General features: G+C 57.4%; 10 protein-coding genes and 1 pseudogene. 5 read left to right on the top strand and 6 right to left on the bottom strand.

Going from position 1 to position 13153, the window contains the following annotated elements; all coding sequences use genetic code 11:
- Positions 1-103 precede the first annotated feature (103 nt).
- From RY831_RS17325 to RY831_RS17310, 4 genes are all read left to right on the top strand, one after another.
- Entirely contained in the window at positions 104-910 is an 807-nt protein-coding gene (locus RY831_RS17325) for a TIGR00266 family protein (RefSeq protein ID WP_326507632.1), read from the top strand.
- Positions 907-2028, top strand: a complete 1122-nt coding sequence (locus tag RY831_RS17320; RefSeq protein ID WP_326507631.1) for a M48 family metallopeptidase — start codon at positions 907-909, stop codon at positions 2026-2028. The genes RY831_RS17325 and RY831_RS17320 overlap by 4 nt, the downstream gene beginning before the upstream one ends.
- Positions 2029-2161: 133 nt before the next feature.
- The gene (locus RY831_RS17315; protein ID WP_326507630.1) at positions 2162-2500 is read left to right on the top strand and encodes a hypothetical protein; all 339 of its coding nucleotides are present in this window, start codon (positions 2162-2164) and stop codon (positions 2498-2500) included.
- Positions 2501-3490: 990 nt separating this feature from the next.
- On the top strand, positions 3491-4123 hold the full coding sequence (locus tag RY831_RS17310) for a YbhB/YbcL family Raf kinase inhibitor-like protein (RefSeq protein WP_326507629.1): 633 nt from the start codon (positions 3491-3493) through the stop codon (positions 4121-4123).
- On the opposite strand, the gene RY831_RS17305 is transcribed toward RY831_RS17310, so the two are convergent.
- From RY831_RS17305 to RY831_RS17275, 6 genes and pseudogenes are all read right to left on the bottom strand, one after another.
- Positions 4120-4602, bottom strand: coding sequence for a response regulator (locus tag RY831_RS17305; protein WP_326507628.1), 483 nt, complete (start codon positions 4600-4602; stop codon positions 4120-4122). The two genes, RY831_RS17310 and RY831_RS17305, sit on opposite strands and share 4 nt — an antisense overlap.
- On the bottom strand, positions 4599-5108 hold the full coding sequence (locus RY831_RS17300) for a GAF domain-containing protein (protein WP_326507627.1): 510 nt from the start codon (positions 5106-5108) through the stop codon (positions 4599-4601). Before RY831_RS17300 ends, RY831_RS17305 begins: the two co-directional genes overlap by 4 nt.
- Before the next feature lie 190 nt (positions 5109-5298).
- Entirely contained in the window at positions 5299-7668 is a 2370-nt protein-coding gene (locus RY831_RS17295; protein WP_326507626.1) for an AI-2E family transporter, read from the bottom strand.
- A gap of 348 nt (positions 7669-8016) precedes the next feature.
- Complete coding sequence (locus RY831_RS17290; RefSeq protein ID WP_326507625.1) at positions 8017-9213, bottom strand: putative bifunctional diguanylate cyclase/phosphodiesterase; 1197 nt, start codon at positions 9211-9213, stop codon at positions 8017-8019.
- 8 nt (positions 9214-9221) lie between these two features.
- Positions 9222-10043, bottom strand: a complete 822-nt coding sequence (locus RY831_RS17285; RefSeq protein ID WP_326507624.1) for an alpha/beta fold hydrolase — start codon at positions 10041-10043, stop codon at positions 9222-9224.
- 241 nt (positions 10044-10284) lie between these two features.
- Positions 10285-11855, bottom strand: a pseudogene (locus RY831_RS17275) (methyl-accepting chemotaxis protein).
- Between the two features lie 216 nt (positions 11856-12071).
- On the opposite strand from RY831_RS17275, the gene RY831_RS17270 reads away from it, so the two are divergent.
- On the top strand, positions 12072-12905 hold the full coding sequence (locus RY831_RS17270) for a helix-turn-helix domain-containing protein (protein WP_326507621.1): 834 nt from the start codon (positions 12072-12074) through the stop codon (positions 12903-12905).
- Positions 12906-13153 lie beyond the last annotated feature (248 nt).

Genomic DNA, 13153 nt, shown 5'->3' with positions numbered 1-13153 from the left:
CCGGATCAGTATCTGCGTCGATCCGCCGCCGACTATAATGCCGCCGAGCGCAGCCGCATGCGCCAGCTCCTGATCCCCACCTACCTGAGAAAGCGAGAATGCCATGGCAATGGATGAAATTGATTATGAAATCTTCGGTTCGGACATGCAGTATGTCGAAGTGGAACTCGATCCGGGCGAGGCGGCGGTCGGCGAAGCCGGAATGATGATGTTCATGCAGGACGGCGTGGAGATGGATACCGTCTTCGGCGACGGATCCCAGCAGGGCGGATTGTTTGGCAAGCTGCTTGGCGCGGGCAAGCGCCTGCTGACCGGCGAATCGATGTTTACTACCGTATTCCACAACGAAGGCGGACAGAAAGCCCGTGTCGCGTTCGCGGCGCCGTATCCCGGCAAGATCATACCCATCCATCTCGCCGATATCGGCGGCGCGCTAGTCTGCCAGAAAGATTCATTCCTGTGCGCGGCAAAGGGCGTATCGCTGGGCATCGCCTTGCAGCGCCGGCTTGGTGCCGGCCTGTTCGGCGGCGAGGGATTCATCATGCAAAAGCTAGAAGGCGACGGCTGGGCGTTCGTCCATGCCGGCGGAATGCTGGTCGAGAAAACGCTGGCGCCGGGAGAAGTACTTAGGGTCGATACAGGTTGCGTGGTGGCATTCCAGCCCCAGGTCGATTTCGACATCAAGTTCGTCGGCAAGATCAAGTCTGCCATCTTCGGCGGCGAAGGCCTGTTCTTCGCAACACTACGCGGACCAGGCAAAATCTGGCTGCAGTCGCTGCCGCTGTCGCGCCTTGCCAATCGGCTGATGACGGCGGCGCCTGCCTCGGGATCCTCCAGCAGCAGTTCCCTCCTGGGCGCCGGTGCGATCGGCGGCGGCCTGGGCGGCCTGCTGGGCGGTGACGACGATTGAACGCTTCGGCGTTCCACGGCCGCCTGTTCGGTGCCGGCATCGCCGGTGCCGGCGCGGGCGCGCGGGCGTGGTGGGACGGTTCGACCCTTGTCGTGCAGACGCAGAACGAACTCTATCGTGCCGACGGCGCGAGCCTGCAAATCGAAGCGGCGGGTTTCAATCTTCGTCAGCTTAGGCTGTCATGGAACGCGATGGATGGCAGCTATACCTTCTTTGTCGAAGTCGACGAAGACCGCACGCGGCTGACTTCGGGTGCGCCCGACTCGCTGCGTCAAGCATTCGCACGCGCTACCGCCGCCCAGCGTCGCATGGGCCGCCGATTCGGCGCCGCGGCGTTCGTATACGGCGCCGTTGTTGCCCTGCCCCTGTTGCTGCTGCTAGCCTTTCTCCTGAACATTGGACGTCTTGTCGATTGGGCGGCGGAAAAGGTTCCGGTGCGCTATGAAGAGCGCATAGGCGATCTCGTCCTTGCCCAAACGCGCGCGCAGATGAAGCTTATCGAAAGCGGACCCGCGCATGAAGCCGTCACGGCGATCGGCGCCGCATTGACATCGGATTCACGCTACCGGTACCGATGGTTCGTTGCGGACAATAAGGAAATCAATGCCTTTGCCGCGCCTGGCGGCGTCATTGTGGTTTACTCCGGCTTGATTGCACAGACGGCGCGCGCCGAAGAGCTGGCCGGCGTGCTCGCGCATGAAGTTGCGCATGTCGAGCAAAGACATAGCCTGAAGAATTTGATGAAAACGGCCGGCTTCAGCGTCCTCTTGGCGCTTGCCATCGGCGACTGGACCGGCACTGCACTGGGCAATGCCGCCGGCAAGCTGACCGAACTGAAGTTTTCGCGGGACGCCGAAACGGATGCAGATCGGGAAGGCTTGCGCCTCCTCGTGGACGCCGGCATTGCTCCGCATCCCATGGCGGATTTCTTCGCCAAGCTTGCAGACAAGGAAAACGGCACGCTGCCATCGATGCTTGCCACGCATCCGGCATCTGCCGAGCGACAGCAGCGTTTGCGCGCGATGATCGCCGGGTTGCCGTCAAGGCAGTACACGCCATTGCGTTTCGACTGGGCGCAGGTCAGGTCTTCATTACCTGTCGCTGCAGCAGGACAGTAGCTGCATTGCGATATTGAAAGCGGCTATTGCAACCTTCGGTTTTACCGAAGAAAAAGGCCTCTTTCCATCGCTTCTGCAATAAGCGGAATCGTTTTATCATAAGGCCTTTCCAATTCCTTCAATGGAGTACGCGATGTCTGAAAAGACTGAATGGGAACTTGTTGACACGCCTCAGCCCAACCACGGCGGCGACAATCCCGAGCGCGGTGCGCGTGCTGGCGTCAACTCTGAACAAGGCAAGACATCCACGAATGTACTGCAAGCCATGCTGGGCCGGTGGTGGCAACTGAAACTGCTTGGCGCAGGCGTAGCGGCAGTCGTTGCGTTCGCCTTGTTGCTGATGATTGGCGGTGTCCTCGTGCTGACGATTTCAATTCTGGCTGCATTATCCTGGGGAATAGCACGAATGGTTTCCTGGTTGCGTGGCAAGCAACTTGCACATCGGACACATATTACCCAGCACAATCGTTAGCCTCGGAAATACTGATGCAGAGCAGAAAAGCTTTGCGTATGAAAGTTTTTCTCTTGCATTGAATTAGATACATAGTTTCAGATACATACTTTCCCGTTCCTGCCGACTGCAGCGCATGCACACGCGAAGTGCGGGGATTTCAGGACGGGAGCTTCCGTCATCAGACCCGTGCTGTCACTGCCACTCGAAACTAGGCCGAAACACTGAGTTAAGCTGGCCTGAAAAATGCTTGCCTTTCTTTTAATGCATCAAGAAGGCGCTTGTGAACCAACGCCCTTCACACAGCGCACTATTTCTTAACCAAGTAGCGATACGGTTGAACGGCGAGTCTTTACGCCGTCATTGTGACATCTGCGCGTCCAAGCCCGAACGATAGTTTCTGAATCGCGCATACTCTTTTCACATCGTCACTATATCAGCCGCTCTTTCGGAAAAATTTATTCGTTCGACGCAATGAATACACAAACTCTCTCAAACGCTTCTTTGGACTATGACCCTAACCGACTGCTAGACACGGTGCTTGCCCGACTCGGCGTGAACAGCGATAAGGCTCTGTCACGCAAACTGCAGGTCGCGGACTCGGTCATCAGCAGGATTCGCAGCCGCCGGTTACCTGTTGCCGCGTCCCTGTTGTTGTGGATATCCGAATGCACCGGCGCAAGCATTCAGGAGCTCCGACAGATTCTGGGCGATCGGCGCGCAAAAGCGCGCATGGTCTATGTCAAGAATTCTCGTCCTGTACCACGAGCCTGATGCGACGCTTCCATAACGGCCAACAGCATGGAATTGAACGCCTCGTTTCGTGTCGAGGCAATTTCCATTAAAGCCGGGAACGGGTTCAGTCGAGACGAATCCATGCAACATGCAGGAGCCTGGATGACAACCGTGCGGCGACGTGCCTCCATGGCAGTTCACGTCCGCGCCAAATAACGAGGGCTTCAGCACCATCACTATCGCGAACAGTTGCGCACGTTTTCAGGAGGAACCCGGATGCTCGAAAAATTGCCAAGCGTAATAGGCCATGCATTGCATGATCGCCGTGCCGGCCTGGACAGCATTGCCTTCAATTTGATCGACCTGCGCAATGGAACCGCGGCGATCACAGTGACAAGTCTGGCCTTTGGCGATCATGAGGCGATACCGGCGCAATATACGGCGGACGGTGAGGGCAAGTCGCCGCCACTGGAGTGGACCGGCATTCCGGACCAGACCAACTCCATCGCGGTGCTGGTCGAGGATGCCGATGCGCCAACGCCGCATCCGCTGGTGCATGCGATCGTGGTTTCTTTGCCGCCGAAGGACGGCAGTCTGGCGGAAGGCGCACTGGGAGACGACGAGCTTGATGCCGATATCGGCCGCAACTCCTATCTGCGCACGCGTTGGCTTCCGCCTGATCCGCCTCCCGGCCATGGTGTGCATCGCTATGCATTCCAGGTGTTTGCGCTGCATGGCGATACGGCCTTGCCGAAGACGCCGGGCCGCGAGGCACTGCTCAAGGCGATCGAGGAACACGGGATCGCCAGCGGCTGCCTGATCGGCACTTACGAAAGACCGGATGGTTCGATCAAGATCCCGGCTTCCAGCGCCGCCGCCGTCGGCACGACGGAAACACCAGGAATCTAACGCAGCTCGGATGCTTGTCGCAGCTGCTCCTTGAACTCGGAAAACGTGTCGAGCAGGGTACGCGCGCGAAATGGCTTGAGTATCACGCGCGTCACCTTGCGATGCCGCAGCTCCTGCAGGAGAACGGTGTCGCAGTGATCGACCAGCACGGCAACCGGCATATCGCGGCAAGCCGGATCCGCACTCGTCCGTATTTCATTGAGCAGGCCGAAATCATATTGCGCATAACGTCGCTCCCCGAAATCAAGTGCGATGACGGCGCCGTAATAGGAACGCTCGCCGAGCATGCGGATCGCTGCTGATTGGCTTGCGGCTTCATGAATGTGTCCTATGCCCAGGGTACGCGCAGTGAGCGCGACGGTGCGGCGGAGCAAGGCATCTTTTTCCACGAGCAGCATTGCACCCGACCGGAAAGCCTTCGTCGCTGCAGTTTGCATGGGCACGGACGGCGCGGATGCCGGTATTCGCGTCGAATTCATGCGCCGACCTCGGGCATTTCACCTGGCGACAGCATTTCACTGACCACGAGATCTCGCAGCGACGCAAGAATGGACAGGTCTGTCGAATCAATGCGCCGGACCTTCGTGTCGATCAGGCAGAGTGTGCCGATTGCCTGCCCTCCCGGCATGATCAGGGGCGCACCGGCATAAAAGCGGATGAAGGGAGCGCCAAGAACCAGCGGATTGTCGACGAACCGCTCGTCGACACGCGCATCCGGGACAACAAGGATGTCCTTGCAATGGATCGCATGGCCGCAAAATGAAATATTGCGCGGCGTTTCGCACAACCCGATTCCTATCCTGGACTTGAACCACTGCCGCTTCTCGTCGATCAGCGAGAGAAGCGCGATGGGAACATCGAACTCAGCTGCGGCGAATTCAACAATACGGTCAAAACGCTCTTCAGGAGGAGTATCGAGTATCAGCAAGGCGCGCAACGCCTCGAGCCGTTGCGGCTCGTTGACGGGAATCGGAGCAATTTGCATGGGAGCAGGTCGGAAATTTTTCGCTTATTGCAAGCAACTTTACTGCATTATCTGAACGGGCTGCAAGCTGCTCTCACTTGATCCGTCGCCGGCCGATAATAAAGGTTCCGATGGCGGCATCAGGCGAGCTTGAATTTTTAATAACATGCAGCACGCTTCGCTATCACGCCGATTTCCGTCCAGTACGGACTTATTGCTGCGGCAGATAACCAGCCTCGGCGCCGACCGTGTCCGATTCCTGTACAGGCTTGCGCCCTTTCGCCAGTTCGGCCATCAACTCGTCAGCGATCACCTGCATGAGCTTGAGTTCGCGCGGGCTCAAGGTACGTGGCTTCAAGTCGATCACGCAAAGCGAACCAATCACATGACCGGAGCTTGTGCGCAGGGGAACGCCGGCATAGAAGCGCATACCGTTTTCGCGCAGCAGCGGATTTTGCGCGAAACGCGGATCGCGCGCGGTATCTTCGACCACGAGCGGTGCATTGGCGACCACGACGTAATTGCAGACGGACGTCTCGCGCGTACCCTGGCGCGATCTTTCAAGTTCCGCCGGCAAGCCCCATGCCCCCTTCCACAATTGCAGGCTTTCGTCGATCAGGGAAACCATGGCGATGGGCATGTCCATGGCATCGGCGACCGTGTGCGCAACCCGGTCCAGGTGAACGCTGTTGTCTGGATCGAGCGCCCCGCTGGCCTGCAACGCCTGCAACCTTGCCTCTTCCTCCGCCGGAATAGGAACGGGTAGCAGGTTTGTCGGGGCAGTTGCCTGCCCGACGATTTCCTCGACCATATGCGCAACGGCCTCGACGCTGGTTGCCGCCGAGTCCGCTCCCGCGTCTGCGGCGAGCTTTTCCGGCGTACCGGCTTCGGCTGCAAGATTCCACGCGCCGATCACGATTTTCAGGCGTCGCGATCGCGGCTTCAGGCGGCGGCAGACAAAGCGAGCATAGGCCTTCGGCGTGGGGTTGAGATAGGACAGGCAAATCACCTCGACTCCGGCCAGATCGAGGCTGCCGATGTTGTCCAGACTGATCGCGCTCGACTCGACGACGCGCGCCCCGATGCCGCGGCTTTCAAGCACGTGGACCAGCAGCGTGGCCGCAGCATAGTCGAGTTCGCCGCGGCCGGCGACGCACAGCACGGGCGTTCCCAGCCAGCGGTTGCCGTACACGCCGTCTTCTTCCGACCGGCGCAATTCGAATTCATGCAGGTCCGCGACGACCGCACGAATCCCGTCGGCGACATTCTTGCGGTCTTCCCTGCTGGCGCCTCGCTCCCGGGCATTCTCGGCAAGCCGCAGCGCGGGCAAGGCGACCCTGTCGTAAAACGACAGAAGCGAATCTTCCGCTACTTCGCCTTCCGCAATATCGATGGCCTCTTCCACATTGCCGGCCAGGAGGCGCTGATAGATGCGTTCATCCGCCGACAGGACCGGATCGCTTCCGAGCAGGACGTCGATGAAAGTCAGCTGAGGCACATAGCGTCCCATGACGACGAAACACACGGTGAGGGGAGTGGCAAGTATCAATCCGACGGGCCCCCACAGCAAGGTCCAGAAAATCGCCGACAAGATCACCGCCATCGGTGTCATGCCTGTGCTCGAGCCATAAAGCCAGGGTTCGATGATGTTGTTGCTGACCAGCTCAAGCACGAGAATCAGCGCTCCGGTCCAGAGCAGCATGTTCCAGCCAGGGTCGACCGCGAACGCGAGCATCATTGGAAATATCGCCGCGATAACGGGGCCGAGGTAGGGAATGAAGCGCAGCAGCGTCGCCAGCAGGGCCCACAGGAATGCTCCCGGAACGCCGATCAGATACAGCCCGATGCCGAGGGGAATACCGTAGGTCGCGTTCACGACCAGCTGCATCAGCAGGTAGCGGCTGACGCGGCTGGCCGCTTCACTCAATGCTTCCGTGGTGCGGTGCAGGTCGGTACCGGCCAACCGAATGAAGCGGTCGCGCAGGTCGCTGGGCGCAAGCAGGACGAAGAAGATGAAAACGATCACCAGGCCGGCAGTGCTGACGGGTCCCATCAATGAACCGGCTACGCTACGCACGGTCTCCACCGGGTGCTGTTCGCCCTCCTCGATGATTACCGGCATGGGCTGCTTCTTCGTCTGATTCGATGTGCTTCCCTTGGGACGCTGCGTGGTGGTGCCGGCCACTTCCGACAATTCCTGCCCCAGCGCCTGGATCACCGCCGAGGTGCGGTCTATTGCCCCCCCTCCCGGCGCGGCCGATCGAATGGAGCGTATTTTCATCTGCATCGTCTTCTGGTAAGTCGGCAGGTTCTCGGACAATGCAACCACCTGGCTTCCCATCAATACGGATACGCCGGCAACCATTGCCACCGCGCCGCTGACCACAAAGACCACGGCGGCGGTACGCGGAATGCGGACGCGGCGCAGCCAGGCAACCGGCGGCGCCAGCATGAAGCTCAGCAGAATGGCGAGCGCGAATGGCACGAAAATATCGCGCCCGACGTATAGCACGGCGATGGTAAGCACGACCACGACGGCGGTGCTAATGTTGATGCCAGGATTGATGGACTCGTCGGACACGAATAGAAATCTGAGGTAGGTGAACGCCAAATGGGAAGCTCGGAACGGCGTTTGCCGCCACGACATGACGATTTTCAAGACATATCGACAAGTTAGGCTTCGGAAAGGAAAAAGTGTTCCAGAGTGGTTGACGCAGGCATTGCGATTGCGCAACGCTTTGGATGCAAGCCCGAGTCGGGTATTAGCGGAGCCCGCGCTCCTTATAGATCCTGAGGCCTGTCTTCGGCAGGCGGGCTCCAAAAAGGGAAGCGCGAACCGGTTGCGAACGAAATGTGGAGGCGACTTGTTTTATGTGTCCATGTTCCCCGGCAACGCGCCTTCGGCTTGCGGGAAGGGAAAACAGCAACGCTACCTGCAGCCGAAAAGAATGGCTTGCGCGAGATCGAGGTTTTGATCGGATTTCAAGACACTGCTCTCCCGGACGAATATTTCAAAATCGCCAGGGGGCAATGGCCTGCTGAAAAAATAGCCTTGGACTTCATCACAGTAATTCAACGCAAGAAAGGAGAACTGCTTTTGCGTTTCAACACCCTCGGCGACAACTTTCAACTTGAGGCGATGTGCCATTGCGATCACCGCCTGCACGATCGATAGCGACTCGGAACTTTGGGTCATTTCAATGACAAACGAGCGGTCGATTTTTAACTTGTCTACCGGGAAGCGCTTCAGATAACTCAGGTTTGAGAAGCCCGTGCCGAAGTCGTCGATACTGATTGAAATGCCGAGTTCTTTCAACGACCTCATGACGCTTATACTTTGTTCCGCGTTCGCCATCGAGGCACTTTCAGTGAGCTCGAATTCCAGCAGTTCCGGAGGCAGGCCGGTTGTTTCCAAAGTAGTCCGCACGTAACTGACCAGTTCCGGATCCAGAAACTGGCAGGCGGACAGATTCACGGCGACCGGATATTCCCCCAGGCCGTCATTGCGCCACCGTTGCACCTGCGCACAAGCAGCATGCAAGACATACCGGCCGATATCGATAATGAGTCCGTGCTCTTCGGCAAACGGAATGAAAACCGATGGCGATACATTCCCAAGAATCGGGTCCTGCCACCTTAAGAGCGCTTCAACCCCTGAAATCCTTCCAGTACGCACGTCTGCCTTGGGTTGGTAATGAAGCGAAAAATGCCCGTCCCGGATCGCCAGGGTGAGCCGCTCGCGAAGCCTCGAATGTTCTTCTCCACGGTTCCGCTCTCCGAGCAATGCCCTGTCCGCAGGAGCGCTTACCAGCATGACCTTGCGTCCATGCCTGCTGGCGGCAGCAACGAACCTGACCAGGACGCTGATGGTCGCTCCATCCGCAGTCCGCCAACATTGAATCACACCCTCCTCGGTCTGATCGTCAGATCGCGCCACACTGCTCGATGGTTCCATAAGCTGGGCGAGAACAATGTCGGCATAGGACTTTCCTTTAACATCGCTCAGCCCCTTCACACCGAGAAGAGCGAGCGCATCGTCATCCGCAAAGTCAATCCGCTCATCGATAAGCACGATGAGACCCTCATCCATCTTTTCCACCCTGCCCGCCGGTTCCATTTGCGCCATCAACAAACTCATGCCTGCAAGCGCAACCGGTAGGTTTCTTCATTCAGAAATTTGCGAATCGCGTGGATCGTTTCGTCCGGCGCACTCATGTTCGGACAATGTCCGGTAGCTTTCAACTGCACGAAATGACTTCCCTTGATGCATTGCTGAACATACAAACCCACTGCATCCGGCGCAATCGCGTCTTGTGAACACTGCATTACAAGCGTTGGAATCTCCACCTTCGCAAAATCGCTGCGATGGTCGGAATTGAAGGTCAGCCGCGCAAAATGCTTTGCTATTTCGGGCTCCATCCGGCAAAAGCTCTGGGTCAGTTCAGCTCCAAGTTCCGGCCGATCCAGATTTCCCATCACCGTCGGCGCAATGGCGCTGGCCCAGGCTTCGAAATTCTCGTCCAGGAAATCCAGCAGACGATCCATGGTGTCCCGATCAAAGCCACCGACATAGTCACGGTCATTGATAAAACATGGTGACGGCGCGACCATCACAAGCCTGGACAATAAATCAGGTGCCTTGATTGATGCCAGCGCTCCTATCGTTGCCGATACGGAGTGCCCGACGAAAATGATATTTTCCGCATCAATGCCGGCGCAGATTTCCAATACATCATCGGCATAGCGCTCGAGCGATGCGTATTTCCGGGATTCGAACTCCGAGGTATCGGAGCGCCCGGCACCGACATGGTCGAACAAGACAATCCTGAACTGGGATTCGAATGCAGGCCATACGAAGCGCCACATGTTTTTGTCACATCCAAACCCATGGGCGAACACCATGGCGATATTGCCGTCCCCGTGCTGGGAAACGTTATTTCTTTGAAAGGGATTCACCTGAACCTCACGTATTGCACGATTAACTGACGAGGGAAAATGATCGTCAATAAAAAGCAAAGCATTGCCGCGGGTTTCAGGCGGTGACCAACTTGATGGTGCGCAGGTTCGGGGCGCACTAAGGGCGTTACTTCATTGGTGCTGCTAAAAGACCAAGCATCACTTATTTCTGCGGTACGGAGCAGCGTCGGATGATGCTTGTCAAAATTGGTGTTGTCGCTATTCTATTCGTACAGAAAATTCAGTGAGAGTTTGCTTGCGCAGCATCACCGATCTCGAACCTGCTGACCAGTTGCAATAAGCTGCTGGCCTGCTGCCTGAGTGACTCGGCCGTAGCTGCAGCCTGTTCCACCAAGGCGGCATTTTGTTGCGTCACCTGGTCCATCCGTCCAACGGCCTGGTTGACCTGATTCAAGCCGGTGCTCTGCTCGTGCGACGCGGCGGTAATTTCCGCCATGATGTCATTCACCCGCTTCACACTTTGGACAATTTCGTTCATTGTACTTCCAGCCAAGCCAACCAGTTGGCTTCCGGTGCTTACCTTTTCAACGGAGTCGCTTATCAGCAACTTGATCTCCTTGGCTGCGGCGGCGGAGCGCTGCGCGAGAGTCCGCACTTCCGTGGCGACGACGGCAAAGCCGCGCCCCTGCTCGCCGGCGCGTGCCGCTTCCACCGCCGCATTCAATGCCAGGATGTTGGTCTGGAATGCAATACCATCGATGACGCTGATGATGTCGGAATTTTTGCTGCCGAATCGTTGATCTCGCCCATCGTCACCACCACCTTCGAGACCACCTGCCCTCCCCTGACCGCAACCGACGACGCCGCAGAGGCCAGATCGTTAGCCTGATGGGCATGTTCGGTATTTTGTTTGACGGTCGTGTTCAGCTCTTTCATCGAGGAAGCCGTCTCCTCCAGCGCGCTTGCCTGCTGCTCGGTGCGGGCTGCCAAGTCCTGGTTGCCGCTCGCAATCTGGGTAGAGGCGGAACTGATCGTATCGGTGCTTGCGCGGATCTTCGCCACGACATCCGCCAAGCTGTCGCGCATGTTCTTCATGGCCGCGACGACGCTCGCATCGTCATCGCGGCGTGTCGAGATTGCGACTGTCAGATCGCCGGCAGCAATCCGGCTTGCGATATGGCGCACGTCGCTTGGCTCTCCGCCCAGTTGTTGAAGCAGGCCTCGTGTGATCGCAACGGCGACGGCGATACTGATCGCGACGGCAATCGCCGAGATTAATAGAATCAGCATTCCTGACTGCGCGGTTGCCTCTTCAAGATTCCGGCCGTCTGTTTCTACCGCTTGCTGTACAGCCTTGATGACGACATCTATTTCTGCGACGATTTTCCGACGCAAGGGACTGCACTCATTTACAAGGAATTTTCCAAACTCCTCCATGTTTTTCGCTGCGACGTACTGGCGGGGGCGTTTTAGCTCTTCCGCCATTGCCAGAAGATCCTTGCGCATCGCATCGAAGTCGGCATTACCGTCAAATAATGGCGTCAGCCCTGCCAGCGCATCAAGGTAAATCGTCTTTTGCTGATCAAGCAGCGCGAGTTCCTTGGCAGCCTCGTCCTCGTTGCTGAAGATGTAGGCATTGCGTGCCGCCAGGCCGGTCTGGCCGAGCGCTTCGCGAACGACATATAACTGTTCAAGTTTTTGGGTGCGTATTCTGCTCTGCTCCTCGAGCAAATTCGTTGTCGTCCGGGTTTGCATAACCGATACCGTGCAAAGGACGACAAGAAGAAAGATAACGACGCCAAAGCTGATGCCAAGCTTGGTACCGATTCGTATGTTCGCGTAGGCGGTCATGGTCCTGATTCGAGGTAAGGCAAAACAAATGGCATCGGGAGCCATGCCGGGTATGGTCAATTCATGCAGGAAAGCTCAAGCAGCCTGGCATGTATTACCGCATGGAAATGATATGATGAAGCTGCCGTACAAATCCGTATATAAGCGTACATTGCCATACCATATCGTATTGATTTGATACGAATTCGTACGGATATCATCTTGCGTCAGGTTTCCATGGACAAATTGTTATCACTGCTTCCGCGTTTTGGGTTCAGCGCATCCGTATTTTTCCGCGGCGAATTCTGCGGGCAGAACCAGTTCAAGGCCAGCGAAGGAGTCGGGCATCTTCACCTTGTAAGCAAGGGCCCCATCATCATGGAGCACAAGGATTGCCCGCCGCTTCAGGTGCTCAAGCCGACACTGGTGTTCTATCCACGCGCGTACGACCACAGGCTGGTGGTGCCGCCGGAAAGCGCGGCGTCCCTGTTGTGCGCGAACGTGCGCTTCAACCATGCCTCACGCAATCCGATCGCGCTGGCCCTGCCGGATGTGATGTGCGTGCCTCTGGACGAAGAGACGGGCCTATCGCCGACATTGTCCCTGTTGTTTATCGAAGCGTCCGCGGATGATATTGGCAGGCGGCTGATCATGGATCACTTGTGCGACATGCTTGTGGTTCATCTTGTACGTCATGCGAGAAAAATGAAGCTGCTTCGTACCGGCGTCATTGCTGGCCTGTCGGATGCCCAGATCGCACTTGTGCTGGCGGCGCTTCATACGGAACCTGCGCGCGCATGGTCGGTAGACGACATGGCAGCGTTGGCACACATGTCGCGTACAACGTTTATCAATCGATTCCGCGACATTGTCGGCGTGCCTCCGGCGGAATACCTGACGGGATGGCGGATGGAACTGGCGAAGATCCAACTCAGGGAAGGCAAACCCGTCAAGGAAGTCGCGCTTGCCGCCGGCTACAGCTATCAGCCAGGCTTTTCCAAGGCGTTTACCTCCTGGTACGGCATGTCGCCTACGGAATGGCTGAAGAATTCTTCGGCAGACTGCATCTGACGGTGCTGTCCCGTTGAAGAACGGTGCCTGTGCATTCAGGATCGAGCCGATGGTACTGATGGGAAGTCGGCGCAAGGATTTACGGCTTGACCGGAACCCTGAACGCGGCCAGGTAATAAGTAATCGGCTTGCGCTATCGTTGGCGTGCCGGTCGAATGGCGCAACGCGGCATGACAACGTGTGAACACCACAGGGAAATGAACCGGCAAAAAACAAGGGCTTAGTGATTGCTCTCTAAGCCCTTGTTC

Source organism: Noviherbaspirillum album, from assembly GCF_035916955.1.
GTDB classification, from domain to species: domain Bacteria; phylum Pseudomonadota; class Gammaproteobacteria; order Burkholderiales; family Burkholderiaceae_D; genus Noviherbaspirillum; species Noviherbaspirillum album.
This window is presented reverse-complemented; position numbering and strand designations above follow the sequence as displayed.